This is a genomic window from Blautia sp. St.27G3, assembly GCF_059728505.1.
The window spans coordinates 211,457-228,090 of sequence record NZ_BAAGFO010000004.1 but is presented as its reverse complement, the minus strand read 5'-3'; the positions used below and the strand labels follow the sequence as shown (position 1 = coordinate 228,090).

Annotated in this window: 14 protein-coding genes; all 14 read right to left on the bottom strand. The window is 41.3% G+C overall.

From position 1 onward, the window contains the following. Positions 1-59: 59 nt before the first annotated feature. Complete coding sequence (gene ilvC / locus AC6I2O_RS18410; RefSeq protein ID WP_120391612.1) at positions 60-1,079, bottom strand: ketol-acid reductoisomerase; 1,020 nt, start codon at positions 1,077-1,079, stop codon at positions 60-62. A gap of 107 nt (positions 1,080-1,186) precedes the next feature. Next, positions 1,187-1,684 carry an acetolactate synthase small subunit gene (ilvN, locus tag AC6I2O_RS18405; protein ID WP_120391611.1) on the bottom strand — a complete coding sequence of 166 codons (498 nt, stop codon included), beginning with the start codon at positions 1,682-1,684 and terminating at the stop codon, positions 1,187-1,189. 230 nt (positions 1,685-1,914) lie between these two features. Further along, entirely contained in the window at positions 1,915-3,540 is a 1,626-nt protein-coding gene (locus AC6I2O_RS18400) for an N-acetylmuramoyl-L-alanine amidase (RefSeq protein WP_497743436.1), read from the bottom strand. A gap of 135 nt (positions 3,541-3,675) precedes the next feature. Then, on the bottom strand, positions 3,676-4,098 hold the full coding sequence (locus tag AC6I2O_RS18395; RefSeq protein WP_120391609.1) for a CBS domain-containing protein: 423 nt from the start codon (positions 4,096-4,098) through the stop codon (positions 3,676-3,678). 162 nt (positions 4,099-4,260) lie between these two features. Next, positions 4,261-5,205 carry a glycosyltransferase family 2 protein gene (locus AC6I2O_RS18390; protein ID WP_120391608.1) on the bottom strand — a complete coding sequence of 315 codons (945 nt, stop codon included), beginning with the start codon at positions 5,203-5,205 and terminating at the stop codon, positions 4,261-4,263. 26 nt (positions 5,206-5,231) lie between these two features. After that, positions 5,232-6,173: a dTDP-4-dehydrorhamnose reductase gene (gene rfbD, locus AC6I2O_RS18385; protein ID WP_120391607.1), complete on the bottom strand. Its 942-nt coding sequence runs from the start codon at positions 6,171-6,173 to the stop codon at positions 5,232-5,234. Positions 6,174-6,328: 155 nt separating this feature from the next. Then, on the bottom strand, positions 6,329-8,200 hold the full coding sequence (locus tag AC6I2O_RS18380) for a hypothetical protein (RefSeq protein WP_497743435.1): 1,872 nt from the start codon (positions 8,198-8,200) through the stop codon (positions 6,329-6,331). Next, positions 8,197-9,204, bottom strand: a complete 1,008-nt coding sequence (locus AC6I2O_RS18375; RefSeq protein WP_120391605.1) for a glycosyltransferase — start codon at positions 9,202-9,204, stop codon at positions 8,197-8,199. The genes AC6I2O_RS18380 and AC6I2O_RS18375 overlap by 4 nt, the downstream gene beginning before the upstream one ends. Next, the gene (locus AC6I2O_RS18370) at positions 9,164-10,186 is read right to left on the bottom strand and encodes a glycosyltransferase family 2 protein (protein ID WP_120391604.1); all 1,023 of its coding nucleotides are present in this window, start codon (positions 10,184-10,186) and stop codon (positions 9,164-9,166) included. The genes AC6I2O_RS18375 and AC6I2O_RS18370 overlap by 41 nt, the downstream gene beginning before the upstream one ends. A gap of 80 nt (positions 10,187-10,266) precedes the next feature. Further along, the gene (locus AC6I2O_RS18365; RefSeq protein ID WP_497743434.1) at positions 10,267-11,718 is read right to left on the bottom strand and encodes a flippase; all 1,452 of its coding nucleotides are present in this window, start codon (positions 11,716-11,718) and stop codon (positions 10,267-10,269) included. Beyond that, complete coding sequence (locus AC6I2O_RS18360) at positions 11,718-12,746, bottom strand: glycosyltransferase family 2 protein (RefSeq protein ID WP_120391602.1); 1,029 nt, start codon at positions 12,744-12,746, stop codon at positions 11,718-11,720. The genes AC6I2O_RS18365 and AC6I2O_RS18360 overlap by 1 nt, the downstream gene beginning before the upstream one ends. A gap of 16 nt (positions 12,747-12,762) precedes the next feature. Then, positions 12,763-13,629: a glycosyltransferase family 2 protein gene (locus AC6I2O_RS18355; RefSeq protein WP_120391601.1), complete on the bottom strand. Its 867-nt coding sequence runs from the start codon at positions 13,627-13,629 to the stop codon at positions 12,763-12,765. Beyond that, a complete protein-coding gene (locus tag AC6I2O_RS18350; RefSeq protein WP_497743433.1) occupies positions 13,630-14,673 on the bottom strand; it encodes a glycosyltransferase family 2 protein in 1,044 nt (347 codons plus the stop codon). Between the two features lie 33 nt (positions 14,674-14,706). Further along, entirely contained in the window at positions 14,707-16,617 is a 1,911-nt protein-coding gene (locus AC6I2O_RS18345; RefSeq protein ID WP_497743432.1) for a DUF2142 domain-containing protein, read from the bottom strand. Positions 16,618-16,634: the final 17 nt, after the last annotated feature.

The following is a 16,634-nucleotide window of genomic DNA, read 5'->3' as shown; positions in this document are numbered from 1 at the left end:
ACCCGTATGAAACTCTTCTGTGCCGCAGCCCATTCTCTTCATTTAAAACTATTTCAAATTTAGTTGTTAATCAGCTTGTCCTCACCATTCCAGCTGTAGAGCTTCCGAATCTCTTCCCCTACAACCTCTGCCGGATGTTCTGCTGCCAGTTTGCGCATCGCTTTGAAATGCACCTGGCTACCTGCGGAAGACATATCCAGAAGGAAATCTTTCGCAAACGTGCCATCCTGAATGTCGGACAGAATCTTCTTCATTGCCTTCTTTGTATCCTCCGTAATAATCTTCGGTCCAGTCACATAGTCACCGTACTCTGCTGTATTGGAAATGGAATATCTCATTCCTGCAAAACCGGACTGATAAATCAGATCTACAATTAGCTTCATCTCATGGATACACTCAAAGTACGCATTTCTCGGATCATATCCAGCCTCTACCAGTGTCTCGAAACCTGCCTGCATCAATGCGCAGACACCACCACAAAGAACAGCCTGCTCACCGAAAAGGTCTGTCTCCGTCTCTGTACGGAACGTAGTCTCCAGAACGCCCGCTCTTGCACCGCCAATCGCAAGTGCATAAGCCAGAGCAAGGTCAAGTGCCTTTCCTGTTGCATCCTGATGAACGGCAACAAGACACGGAACACCCTTTCCTGCCTGATACTCGCTGCGAACCGTATGCCCCGGTCCCTTCGGAGCAATCATTGTAACGTCTACATTCTTCGGCGGAACAATACAGCCGAAATGGATATTGAAGCCGTGCGCAAACATCAGCATATTTCCTTCTTCAAGATTCGGCTCAATATCTTTCTTGTAAAGCGCAGCCTGTTTCTCATCATTGATCAGAATCATAATGATATCAGCCTTTTTTGCTGCCTCTGCTGCCGTATATACTTCGAAGCCCTGCTCCTCGGCCTTTTTCCAGGATCTGCTGCCCTCATACAGACCGATGATCACATGGCATCCGGATTCCTTTGCATTCAGTGCATGTGCATGTCCCTGGCTGCCATAGCCAATCACTGCAATTGTTTTCCCTTCCAGAAGAGAAAGGTTACAGTCTTTCTGATAGTAAATCTTTGCATCCATTTTTTTATCCTCACCTTCGTCTTGATATATTAGGTATTTGCGAAACCACTCCGCAATTATCTATCAAAATCCAAATCAATTGTCTTACAGTAAATGAAATTGATGAACTATAAGTAGCGCACATCATCAGAGCCTCTTGAAAGTCCTGTAATACCAGTCCGTGCCAGTTCCAGAATTTCATGTCCTGCCAGAAGCTGCAAAAATGCATCCAACTTCGACTGCTGTCCCGTAAGCTCCACAATCAGGGAATCCGTTCCGACATCAATGATATTCCCACGGAATACATTTGCAATCGCAATCACTTCCTGACGATCTTTTGCATCCACACGCACCTTCACAAGTACAAGCTCTCTGCTGACACTGGTATCTGCCTCAAGAATCTTGATATCCACAACATCAATCAACTTTGCAAGCTGCTTTGTAATCTGATCCAGTATCTGCTCATCTCCGGACACAACAACGGTCATACGCGAATAGCGCGGATCTGCGGTCTCACCAACCGTAAGGCTGTCGATGTTGTAACCACGGCGGCTAAAAAGCCCTGCCACACGGCTCAGTACACCGGAGGTATTATCCACTAACAATGATAAAACTCTCTTTTTCATACGCATCTGCTCCTGCCTAAAAACTTTCTAATCATTCTACCAACTATTCTTTTCTTTGTCAATGCGCAAAATCACAGCGCCACATTATATTCACATCCATTTTTTGATGTCATATTTATTGAGAAAAAAGAGGCTCACAGACATTTCAAATGCCCGCTGCCCCTTTTACATTTTCACCTGGTATCAGAGACATTTTCTTCTATAACTTGAAAATGCTCATATTCAAACATTTAGGATGCAAAATAGTCTCGAATCGCCCCGGCCACTGCCTGTGCCATCGCATTTTTATGATTGTTATAAAACTCCATATCGTCTCTGTCGTCAATAAATGCAGTCTCAAGAAGTCCGTACGATACACCTTTTTGCTGGCATGTCTTCGCATTGAAAAGCCCTGAAGTTCTCTCAATACCTTTGCTAAAAATTTTAAAACCTGTTTGATTTGCAATTGCCGCCAAAATATTCCGATCAATTGTATCGTCTTTCTTCTCAGAATTTATATACATACTGACACCTTTGGGATTGCCATCACCTTTCGGATCCTTACTTGCTTCAACCGTCGCATTAAAATGTACTTCCAGAACATAATCATAATCAGTCAGAACCGGTACCGGCCCAACCTTTTTACCGGAAAGCACCTGATAGCAGTCATAATTCTGATCGTACATTGTAACCTTTAAGTTTCCGCCGACTGCATTTAACGCATTATAAATCAGCGTTGCAAACTCTCTCGTATAAAGATATTCATAAAGCGTTGTTTTCCCATATACTCCAAAAGCCCCAACGTCTCCCTGGCCATGTCCGGCAATAAGCAACACAGAAATCCCTTCTCTGGGTGTTTTCACCGCAACTCCATCCGGTCCGATCGTATAACCATCCAGCACAGTATTCACTGCCATTTTACCGTCGCTGTCAAAATAATAAAGTTTACCACTAATTGTTTTCCATCCGGTCATACGGTACTTTTTCAGATAATATGTAGCTCCGTTTATCGTCTGCCAGCCCACTTGACGCACGCCATCTGCATCCAGATAATAATACTTCCCCTTTACTAGGGTCCAGCCTGTAGACTTTTTACCCGACTTGTAATAATAATAATGTCCGTCGCTTTTCACCCAGCCATTTGCCAGTTTGCCGCGTACCCCGGAAGCATTAACAATATATCCATCCGGCGTGATACAGCTCACGAGCATACGGCCATTTTTATCCACATAATATTTCTTATCAATCCAGCGGCTTGTATAACGAAGCCCCTTAGAGCTGAAATAATACCTGTATTTACCGATTTTTTTCCAGCCCGTATACGCACTGCCTCTTGTCACCAGCTTGGAGCTTTTGCTGAAATAATAAAGCTTCTTTTTAATTTTGGTCCATCCCGTTGCAGCAGCTCCTTCCGGTTTGAAATAATACCATTTTCCGCCGATCTTATTAAAGCCTACATGCATGCAGCCCATTGTGCCAAAACTTCCATTTTTTTTAAAATAATAAGCCTGGCCATTAATCTTCTGCCATCCGGTCAGCAAAACGCCATTTTTATTAAAATAATAAGTATATTTCCCTATTTTCTGAAAACCGGTTACACGACTCCCTACCGGAGCTTTCCCCTCCGCCTGCTCTCTGAAATAGTAAGCATTCCTTCCTATTTTCCGCCAGCCAACTGCCATCTTCCCTGTGGAGGAATAGTAAAAACGATATTTCCCTTCTTTGACCCAGCCGCGCTTCGACGAACTGCGCGCTGCACCAGCGCTTCCCTTTACAACCGTATCTTCCTGAACTGGTTCCGTCTCAGCAGCAGATGCACCAACCACACTGCCTGTCACCCCAAGGACAAGCAACATCCAGAACAACCATATTTTCATTTTCCCCTTCATTTCAATCATCTCACCTCGATAATATATTACATTTATGTTACATACTATCACTTTTTTGTAAATAGAGCAAGACTTTTTTCGCATACATTTCAAAATCAGAGGAAATAGAATCGCAAAAAATCCTTAATGATTTTTCTCCGACTCCTGCTTGTACTGTCTGTAACAATACTCGATAATACTTTTCCTGGTCACAATCCCAATAAAAATGCCATTATCATCTATAACCGGAACAAAATTCTGATTCATCGAAGTCATCACAAGATCTTCAATATTACAGTTGACATTCACAGGCTGGTTATCACGCTTCCGACCAAGCTGCCGAATTGGAATATCCTGCGCGCTGTGAAGATCCAGAGACCCCCTGCGCCGAAGTTCCCACAAAATATCGCCTTCAGTCAATGTCCCCATATAGTTTCCCGCTCTGTTAATTATAGGAACCGCACTGTATTTATGATACTCCATTTTCTCAAGCGCCTGACGCAAAGAGTAATCATCATATAAATACATCACTTCGCTCTTTGGTAAAAGATAAAATAAAATATTCATCCACACATCTCCCGTTGTTGTCTTTTTTATATTGGTTATTTTCCTGTCATTCCCTGAAAAGGTACATACATTTGCACATAATCCGTCGACATTCTATCACACAATATAGTATTTTTCAACAAAGCAGTACAGATTTCACTTTTTCTTAAGACAAATTTATACTTATTTTAGATTAATCTTTGCCTGATACTGGCTGTTCACCAACTGTAGCCACAACTCAAACTCCTGCCTGTTTTTTTCTGCCATTGTTGATAGAATCAATCCCGAAAACAACGACTGCAAAGCCGCCATTGCCACAAATCCACTCACAATCAATGTCGGAAAATTCGGCACCTTCCCGGTCTGTAAAAATGTCCAGAATACAGGGATAAACAGCGCCGCGGCAATCAGAACAAGTATCGCTGACAACAAGCCAAAAAAGTTCATCGGCTTATAATTTCGAAACAATCTTCCTATAGTCGCCAGCACCTTAAGCCCGTCTGAATATGTGTTCAGTTTGGACTCACTGCCCTCCGGTCGATCTCTGTACTCGATCACCACATTAGATACATGCATATTTTTATCAACCGCATGAAGCGTCATTTCTGTTTCAATCTCAAACCCTTTCGAAAGCACGGGAAACGTTTTGACAAACGGATAACTAAACGCGCGATACCCTGTCATAATATCACGTATGTCGCTTTTAAACAGCCTGTTGATCGTACTGCGCACCATCGTATTGCCGAAATTGTGAAACAGCCGTTTATTTTCCATAAAATAGGTGGAAGACAGCCTGTCCCCCACCACCATATCCACCTGATGCTCCAACACCTCATTTACCATTTGTCGCCCGTATTCTGCAGGATATGTATCATCACCATCCACCATAATATAACACTGGGCATCAATTTCCCGAAACATTCTGCGGATCACATTTCCCTTCCCCTGCGCATACTCCCGCCGCACCACGGCTCCGGCTCTGCGTGCAATCTCCTCTGTCCGATCCTTGGAATTGTTATTGTAAACATAAATTACTGCCTCAGGCAACTCACGCTTCCAGTCGTGTATTACCTTTTCTATCGTTTTTTCCTCATTATAGCATGGAATCAGAACCGCGCACTTATCCATAGTTTCTCCCCGGTATCTATTTCTTCTTAAAATTCAATTTCCCGCAAATAACGCTGCAGCGCATCCTGCCATGTCGGTAAAGGCTGAAAACCATTTTCCACGAGCTTGCTCTTATCCAACCTAGAATTAAACGGCCGCTTCGCTTTCGATGCACCATACTCCGCTGTCGTCACAGGCTGTACCGTCAGATGCGTCTCATCGTACTCTTCACGCCCAAGCGCCACAGCCTCCTGAAAGATTGCTTTCGCAAACTCATACCAGCTGATATAGCCTCCTTCATTTGTCGCATGATAATAACCATACTTTTCTGTCTCAATCATATCCACCAGAAGCCGCGCCAAATCGTACGTATAGGTCGGCGTACCGATCTGGTCATTTACCACCCGCAGCACATCATGATTTTTTCCGATGTTCAGCATGGTTTTAATAAAGTTTTTGCCGTTTACGCCAAATACCCAGGCAATCCGTACAATAAAATATTTTTCAAGCATTTCAGATACTGCCAGCTCACCCTCCAACTTTGTCTGTCCGTAAACGCTCAGAGGTTCATAAGCCCTGCAATCAGGCTGCCACGGCTCTTCTCCGAGCCCGTTAAACACATAGTCCGTAGACAGATACACCATTTTACAGTCCAGCTTTTTGCAGACAGCTACAATATTTTCTGTTCCCTTTGCATTTACCAGACGTACTTTTTCTACCTTATCATCGTCTTCCGCCATATCGACAGCCGTCCATGCCGCACAGTGTACCACAACATCCGGCTTGTGTTGCATAATCAGCTCATCCACCGCCCTCGCATCCGTAATATCCAAAGACACATACGGCATCTGCGTCACAGGCGTTCCATCCTGAATACCGCTGTACTCCGGAGCAAGATCTGAGCCAACTCCCTCATAATTGCGTTTGTGTAATTCATTCATGACGTCGTGGCCAAGCTGGCCGGCAACACCGGTTACTAATACCTTCATAATTCGAATACTTCCTTTCACAATTTATTATATTTGAACAACGTTTTCGATCATTATCAGCTATTATCCCCTATAATCCAATATTACATCCTCTTTACTTACTTTAAAAATGTTTCGTTTAAAAACAATTCTTTTATAAATATTCAGCTTTTTAATTATTCATATTTTCTCATTTTGTGCCCTAGACTCTCCATTTTATCCTTCAAACGATTGCCTTTCACATAAACAATATCATACTCAGCATTAGCATAATCAAAATCATCAAAAAGATAATAATCGTCTTCATACCATGTCAAATCAATATCTCCACTCGCACTGATAATCAAAAAATCCTCTGTATTAAGCTGCGCTTCCTGCCTTTTTCCAAACAACTTATACTTCATCAGCTGAGCCTGATAATACTGAATCTTTGTTCCGGATATCCCCCCTTTAAGCACATACGGAAAATCTGTCGTAACCCCATCGACATTACGCAGATAATTCACCACATCATTTGTTGACTCGACCACTGCATCATTTGTACTTTTTCTGATCTTCAAATAATTCACATGAACAAGACAGCACTCACCTGCAATTATCAATGCAAGCATATAAATAACAGCCCTGCCTTTTCCTGACATCCAGAAAAAAGCCAGCATACCAACAAACGCCAAAACAACTAATAAAACTAAGGCACGCCCGTTGTAAACAGCACCCGTCATAATGGACCATGCATCTTCTATTTTCTGAAACGTATTCAAAATAATCGTATTGTAAAGATATCCCGGATACTTCGTTATAAGAGGATGTATCTTCCAGAAAAAAACAGCTGAAATTCCGCATGCTGACAGCACACATAGTCCTTTGTTTTTCAAACTTAACCAATGTGTTTTCAAGGTCAGAACATATCCGGCCAAAAACATCAGAATACTGATACCACAAACAGCATAACGGTCATAAACCATACGGTCTGAACGTTTTTTTAATGCACCGCTGCTCAGCTCTGTAAAAATACCTTTAAAAAACAGCACACCTACTAAAAAATACCCTACAAAAATCAGCAATCCAAACAATGCTATTATTTTTTCCTCATAAGTAAGACATTCTTTTTTATAAAAAATATGTACAATAAAAAGTAGTGAAACCAAGAGTCCTACCAGTACCAGTCCATACGTAGAGGAAAACAGCGTATACAACCAACTGATGCAAAGCATAATCATTGCTTTTATTGTTGACAAAGAGAAAATATCAAAGAAAGCTGTCATATTTGTGCTTTCAACCGTATTTGCGTTTGCTCCACCGACTGCATAAAGCGCACTTTTTAACGTATTTCCCATAAAATGATCCACACAGAGCATAAGTAAACAAAAGACTGCTACTATTGCCCATGAAAGTGATTTTCGTTTCATAAAAAAACGTACCACAACCGCTGTCATGAAAAGTGCTATAATTACAATAATTCCTCTGGTGTGTGCCATATAAGATAAAATACTGAATATAATTGCAAGTGCTGTAAACAACATGCATTTTCCACGTTTCGTTTCCTCGCATGCCCTCACAGTTTCCAGAAAACAGGCAAGAACATACCAAGGAAAAATCCCAAGAAGTACATCTCCCCGGGAATAATATGCATAAAGCACATTTGCAGGAATAAGGCACGCAACTATTCCGAGTAGAACAGCAATCTCCTTCTTCTTAATCCGTAAATGACGAACACCAATCACGTAGACAATCCATACAATACTTCCGTGTAAAAGTGCATGGATAACCATAGTCAGACGATAGACCATTGCCGGATCTTTACACAACCAAAACAGCGGAGCTGTCATAAGTGCCTGAACGTATTTGTAATATAAGCCCCCGCAAGCCGCTATCATATAGCTCCAATCATAACCTGCCAGATATGCCCCGTTTGCCATTGTAACTGTCTCATCACTTATAACAGGGACAGTCAGTGGAATGGCATATGCAATCAAATAAAACCAGGTAAAGATTAGCCCAATAACCAAGAAACGATGTTCTTTTACTTTTAAAATAAACTTATTCATTCCTCTTTACTCACACATCTCTTATAAAAATTTAATATTACCTTTGCCAACGCCTGCGCATTTCCCATTTCAACAAAAAAATGACGGTTATCTTCTGAAAATAATTCATGATTTGCGGGATTCTCACCTAAAATCATTGGTTTTTCCATTGCCTCATAAATGTATGCCTTTCCGGGTATCGTTCTTCTCGCCTTTTCAATATCCGGAGCAAAATGCCCGGCCAGACATAAATCTGCCCCTGCAATCCGTTCTGCAAGTTCCTTCTGCGGCAGCCAGGAAATATACGTTATATTTTTCAATGCTTTTTTTTCTTCTTTTACGGGACCGATCACCACAAACTGAATATCGGCAGTTTCCTGCAAAATCTCTGCAGCTTCGATCACATACCCGACTCCCTGAAGCGGAAGAATTGAGCCGAAATATAAAACCTGAAAATCCCCCTGCTGCGCCTTGGACTTATAACAAATCTTTGAGTTATAAACCGACGTATCTGCCATTAAATACCATACCAGAGTTTGTCCCTGTTTCGCCTCGAACTCATCTACAAAAAAGTCTGCATGTGCCTGCGTATCTGCTATAACAAAATCCGATCTTTGGATTGTTACAAAATCAATTTTTTTCAATAACCTAGCTATCCAGGTCCCATCCCGGAATTTTCTTCGATCCCATATCAATGTATCATACACAGAAATAAAAAAATCTGTAATCACCTGTTTTCTCTTCCATTTCCAGAAGAAAAATGGAATCACCATCTGTGGTAAAAAACTCACATAAATCACATCATAAGTACCAGTGTTGCAAAACAGAAGCGCTATAAACAACTTGAGGATACGTATTAAATAGCTCTTATCCTGATAACAAAGAATTTTACAAGATGCAGCATACTTCTTAATCAGTTCCGTCTCCTGCACGATCCGCAAATAATCCAGATTCTTACTTGCAAGAAACAAAACTTTTTTATGCTCAATCAACGATATCAATTCTGCAGGCGGTTCTATCCTCATCGCATTCTTCCTTTTTCTTGTCCATTTTCATTTCTTCATGACTTTTTCCATAGTTCAGTTTACGCACTTCATACTGAACCTCTTCTATCAACTTCCGGTTCGCGGAAATAACATCTGCAAGCAAACCAATCACGCCCGCCAGAACTGCAATAATAATCAACATACTGGCCAAAATCAGGGACTGCACATGTCCGCCTCCCTGATCATGGAAAAAATAAAACAGAAACCGGATTCCAATTGCGCCTCCTGCAATGCCAAAGATCGCTGCAATCGCAGAGAAAAAAGCCAGTGGCCGATACATCATATACGCACGGCCGATTGTAATTACAGACTTTTTTACATAGCCAAACATACTGTGAAACAGCCTTGATTCCCGAAGTTCCGGATTTGTCCGAATCGGAACTGACGTGATCGCCATTTTATTGCGCCCGGCCTGGACAATGGTTTCGAGCGTATACGTATATTCATTTATTACGTTAAGCCGCATAGCTGTATTTCTGCTGTAAGCCCGGAAGCCGCTGGGCGCATCAGGAATCTCTGTTTTGGACGCCTTTCGAACCACCCAGCTTCCAAGATGCTGAAGCTTCTTCTTCAGGGGCGAAAAATGTTCTGTCTGGTCAATCGGGCGCTCCCCAACCACCATGCCTGCTTCTCCGCGCAAAATCGGCTGTACCAGTTTTTCTATATCAGCCCCACAATATTGATTGTCTGCATCTGTATTTACAATAATATCTGCTCCATTTTTAAGGCAGGCATCCAATCCGGCCATAAAACCTCTGGCCAGACCTTTATTCCTTCGAAAGCTGACAATATAATTCACACCCCAATTTCTGGCAACCTCCACCGTTTTATCCTGACTGCCATCATTAATAATCAGATATTCAATTACATCTATTCCGTCTATTTTCTTCGGAAGTGCATTCAAAGCAATTTCCAGTGTCTCTGCTTCATTATAGCAGGGAATCTGAATAATCAGCTTCATCAAAATCCCTCACTCTCTTTTTATCATTTCCGTATCGTTTCATCTTAGCATTATTCCCTGTAAAAAGCAAGTTACCGCTTTTAATCAACTGCCTTGTCAAAAAATCTGCGAATTTCCTTTAAGATTAGACAGACAAAAGTATCCTTTGTCACAATTAATGTCCCAAGATATACAACGACGGTTAAACACACGGTCAAAATACTGCTTCCAATAACAGAATGTATCCGGTTATTCACAAATAGACCGATCAAAAAGACCGGCAACGAAGCAACCATACATTTGATGCAATGTCCAAAAAGCCTTGCAAAATTCAGATATTTTGCAGAATAAAACAGACATATACCAAACACAGATACCTCTGATATTAGCGTTGCAACCGCCGCTCCTTCAACGCCTGCAAGTGGAATTAAAATCAGATTCAATGCAAAATCTGTCCCAGCTCCCAGCATGGTTGCCCCCAAAAGAACCTTGTCCCGATTATTTGGCACAAGAATCTGCCATCCCAGAAAACCGTCAACAGCAGAAAAAAACAAATTAACTGCCAAAATCCTTGTTGCCGGTACAGCGTCTAAAAATCCTACACCACTGAACAGCCAGATTGCCTGTTCTGCCAGTACCAGCAGGCCGAACGAGCAGGGCACTGCAATAAAAACAATCAGATTTGCTGAAGTCAGCGCCATTTCCCGAAATTTTCCAGTTTCATTTTTTCCGACATAATAAGACAATCTTGGCAAAAAAACAGCACAGATTGCTGTAATAAGCTGTACCACCAGCCTGCACAGCTTTGACGCGGCCGTATACAGCCCCACTGCGGCATCGCCATTCAGTATTCCCAGCATTGTTGTATCCAGTAAAGAATAAATACTGGAAGAAATGATAATTCCGAAAACAAGCGCAACCGGTCTGATATGTTGACGCAAATTATATTTACTATGACGAAACAATGGAACTCTGCGCCTCATTTGTCTGAAATTCCCCAAAAAAATTCCAACATAAGGAAAAATCAAAACAATTGCATATACATTGACATCACTGCTATTCTTCAAAAAAAGGAACATAATCACCAGCGCCAATCCATAAACAATACAAGTCCGAACGGTAATATAAACGTAGTCCTCAAGCACATTAAAAAACCAGTCCAGATTCAATCCATAAAAAAGAATATACGCTGTATAAAGCAGCAGCAGCTCTCGGTATGTGGAGAGGCCCTCCAGAAAAAATGTCACGGCATAAGCAGCCAGCGCAATCGTAGTTGTAATAAAATTAAGCAGCAATAATTCCGTACACAGCTTGCCAAGCGCCTCCAGGTTCCCTTTTCTTTTTGCTCCTTCTCTGATTCCATAAGAAGATATCCCAAAAGTTGCAAACAGCTGAAAATAAGACGCAATAGACTGGATATATTGTACCTGTCCAACCCCTTCTTTTCCTAAAATTCTTGACACATATGGAAATATAATCAATGGAACTAACAACATAATTCCGGTTCGCAGAAAGCTGATCATGAAATTTTTCTTCATAGATTTTTCATTCACTATGCTTCCTCCTTATTCCTGTGCAAAAAGCAACTTGCGATCTCCTGCATTACAATTCCTGGCTTTTTTACATATCTCCTATAATCCCCCTGCAATGCATGAAATAAAATCTGACTGATTCCATTTATTCTACTTTTCTCATTCAGTGAATCCCGCCAGCTAGAAAAATCCATCCATTTTTTTGCGTCCTCTATCAAAACAGCCAGCTGAGCTTTGGTTATTTCAATATCCCCTTTTTCTGTCCGCAAAATATTCAAATAATCGTACAACATCTGAGCCCGTATCCTCCGATTTGTACGATCTTTCTGCATAATTTCTACCGTATGCACCCATCGTTTTAATTTTCCGGTCCAGCCTTTTCCCGGTATACCAACCACATTTTTCCCATGCTGCCGGTACATCAGATCTTTTTCCGCAATCGCAAGAATGCTTCCATATGCAGGAGCACACAATGCAAACCAATAATCATGCAATGTTCCCGCTGGAGCCGGAATACACATTTCAGCAAACCTCTTTCGGATTCCCATAGCCGCGCCGGTCACCACGTTATCTGAAAATAAAACACTGAAGTACTTTTGTTCCCGAAACAACTGCTGCTGCTTTTGGCCAAAGCCCGAAGCATCCCAAAGACTTTCACGCAAAACCTGCAGATTGCTATCCGTCACTTTTGCATCTGAAAACGCCAGCACACAATTTGGATTCTCCAAAAAAATCTTTTCAAAATGTTCTGCCTTATCTGCTGTCCACACATCATCCTGATCGGAAGTCAACACAATATCTCCCTGCGACTTACGAATCCCCTGTTCAAAATTGCGCGCTACTCCTACATTTTTCTGATTTTGAATAATCTGCCAACGAATACCTGATTTCTCCAGAAGGCATCTTGCCAGTTCAACAGTCTGATCCTTTGACCCATCATCCAGCAACAGAATCTCATCCACCGGCCGTGTCTGACGCAGAATACTTTCCAGCTGTTCTTGAATATATAGTTCTCCCTGAAAAGTACAAATTACCACTGATATCTTCAACCCATTTCCTCTTTTCCTACTTGTCTATCAGCATCCGCTTCAGTATTTTTAAACTCATTAATGTGTGTTTGTATATAAATATCTCTTTTTCAACTGATTTTCTGAAACGCTCTTTTGTTGCTTTCCCTTCCAAATGTAATACCTGGATTTCCGGACAATACATCATCTTATAACCTTTTTTCTGGCAAATAAAACTTAAAATATCTTCTTCTCCATACATAAAAGTATCCGGACAAAATGCACACAACTCGTTTTTTACAAAACCAGGCATAAAAACCAGACAGGCCCCCTGCAGAACGATATCATATTGACACTTCTCCCAATCAATAGAAGCTCTGCGCCGTTTTGACTTTTTCTCAAACATATTTTCTAAAATATAAATCCGCTGTTCCAAATGAAGATATTTTTTTAAATAAAAATAGAGCAGAAAAACCCGCTTATTGCGCATCACACGTCTGATATCTGGCAACGTATACGCGGCCTCTCTGAATGGATTTTGGTGTTCATCCGAACGTGTTACAATGTCAGGTCCAACTACCTCAGCTTGTAAACATTCCAGCTTTGAAATAAAATCCTTCTGCAAAAAAAGAATATCATTATTTGTGACAACAATCAAGTCAGCTCCCAACTGCTCCCTTGCATACTGATAACCAACATTATTTCCCTTTGCAAATCCCAGATTTTTTTCTGTTAAAATTACCGTTATATCCGGGTCTTTCGCATAATCCGCCGCCAAAATCCGGCCTGAACCATCCGGCGAACCATTATCCACGATTACTATTTTCTTTATTACTCTACACTTCAATGCTCTGACAGATGCAACGCATTGACGCGTTGTCTCCGGAACATTATAGTGTAAAATTACAAAAGCTACCTTTTCCAACTATGCTCCCTTTCCTATCCTGCTCTTCATAAAACAAAGCAAATTCACCATAAAAAACCACTTCTTTTTCACAAACCAAAACAAAATTCTCTTTTCCAGCCTGAAATTCTGAAGCGCAGCATGTTCTGCAATCTTGCCGAGTTCACTGTCACATCCCCGCATAAAATCTGCTCTTCTTTCCATATAGGGCTTTGGATTATCTTTATGGCAATAATCTAAAATACAGCAAAAACCCACAGTCCAGATACAACGCTGTGCATATACCTTTTCAAAAAGCTCAGGCTTTGATGCATCCATGATATACTCTTGTAACTTTTTATGAAATACCTGAAAACGTTCCATTGTATATTCACTGTACCGCTGCGACACAGAATGGCTCCAAACACGGTGCAGATACGGCGTATAGTCCAGATAAATCCCCCGCCTCGCATAACGATAAACCAACAAATTAAATAAACAGTCCTCTCCCGTTACAACCCCCTCGGGAAACAAAATTTTATGTTCAGTCAGCAACGATCTGCGGTAAAACTTGCATGGAGTAGACAGTTTTATTTTATGGTAATCATATTTTCCCGGATAATCCCTGTTAAACGCCGCAAGCTGAAATTCTGCAAAATCCGTCTCATCAAACTCTGTACAGCTCCCGGCTTCCATCTCATGAATCCATCCGGGAAACCGTTCATTTAATACCTCCAAATGTCCAAAAAAGCAAACATCGTATATCTCGTTCAGATAGTTCCGAAAATCCTGACAAAGGTTTGGCACTACTGCATCATCCCCGTCAATAAAGCAGACCCAATCTCCCTGCGCAGCACAAAGCCCGGCATTTCTGGCAGCCGAAACCCCTCTGTTTTCCTGATGAATCACAGTAATACGTTTATCCTTTTGCGCATATTCATCGCAAATCTTTCCGGAATGATCCGGGCTTCCATCATCCACCAGAATTATTTCAATTTCAACTTCATTTTGTGCCTGCAAACTTTCCACACACTGTCCGATGTACGCTTCTGTGCAATAAACAGGAACTATAAAACTTATTTTCATCTGATCTTCCCTTTAATGATTGGTATGTCCTTTTTAAACACACCGATTTGTTATAACAAGCTGCCAAACACATTGTCCCATAAGCAACAAAACACCGCTCAGTACAATTCTCGCATAAGCCAGCTCTTTGATTTTCATTACAATACGGTCATTCCACAGCAAAAAACCAACCGGAAGCATCAATGGAATAAAGTATCTGGCCTGCACACCACCAATCGACGATGCTCCTACTGGTGTGAATGTTACGTACATAGCACCCCATATTGCCAAAATGCTAAGCAAAACACCGGCTCCCAGGATTCGTTTTGCTTTCCTCTCTGTAACTAAACCCTGCTTTTCCGGTGATACCAGAAAAAGTAATAATAACAGCGGTATCAAAATTAAAGACCACTCGTCCTTGATGCACCCAAGATTTCCCAGATTCAGCAACATCAAGTTTGTAGGCAGGAAATCATCCATTCCTTTCAATGCAAGATTTCTGAAATTATCCATGGTCAGCATCTCATGTATCAGAAGCCGGATACTCTCAAAAGGATGGCAAAGCATGGACAGCAACTGAGCCATTATTCCGGTTTCCCCGCCCCGCACATCTGCTCCGTACATCAAATTGCCCTGCAGCGCAGCCAGGACAGACGGAAACAAAAACAACGCCAGTATCACAGCTGCCGCCAGTCCAATCAAAACGAATACCCAAATCACTTTTTTCCCTGGTTTTCCTTTCCATACCATCAAAAGCAGAAGCAAAAGAGGCAAATATACTGGTTTAATTAAACTTGCGAGTAAAATCAAAAGAACTGCTACAATTATAGCTGAAACATTCGGCATTCCTTTCTCACTTCCTGCTTCATTCATCAAAAGAACAACTGCAAGCGTAATCATCGCTACCAGTAAACCGTCATACGTATACATACTGGCCTGAAATACTGCTGTAGGAAACATTAAAATTGCAGCTGTCAAAAGCTTTCTCTTCCTAGCAAGATGAATTGCCAGAAAACCTAAAATAATATAGACCAGAAGATTCCCCAATCTTCCCAGCATATATATATTAGAAAATGTAAATCCAAGGATTTTTCCTAATTGATAGAACAGTACCATTGGAAAATAAATGAACTGCCCACGCTTTAAAAAAGAATTGCTATTGGGCTCACTGGAAACTGCCTGCTCCGATTGCTGATCCAAATAAGCTTTCATAAGCGAAAGCTCCTCTTTTGTATTCACTTCTGGCAAACCGCTCTCATATTCTATTCTCGCAGCGTCATTCCATTCCACTGTCTTACCATAAGACAGCATATGAATACTGGAAAAATGTATCGTTTCATCCCACGTCGTATATTTTGGTCCGGCACCGGCAATCATCAAAATTCCAAATCCTAATGCATATACTATAAATAAATATTCCAGATAATTCAGCACTGCTTTTCCCTGAAAAAAAATCCACGCAATAAAAAGCACCACAAGAACCACAAATAAACAGCGATACCAATTAACAGCGGGAATCGTGACAGCCCGAAGCTGCGCAATACTTACCTTCTCGCTGTCAGGAAACGTTATCTTCAGCGAAGTTACCAGCTCATTGATCGGAGACCACGCCTCTGAATAGTATGGATAAACCATATCTGTATTCTTAACCGTTTCTTCCCGGTCAAAACCGTTTATAAAGGTGTATTCCAGCGTATATTTCTGCTCTGCCTGAAAAGAACCGCACACCTGCAGTTTACTGATATAACAGGAATCATGAAAATCATATTCGAGAATCAGTTTTCCTTTTTCCGTACTTTGCACTGGCTGAAATTCAAAAACTTCATTTTGATTTCTTATAGCTTTATAGTTAAATAAAAACTCTGCACCTGCAGCTACCATAACAGCAATCAGTATCCACAGCATCCAGCGCAAAAAAGTATTCTTCTTTATCGTCTCTGTCACATTCGGTGTCTTCAGACTCACCTTTCTTCTCCTTATTG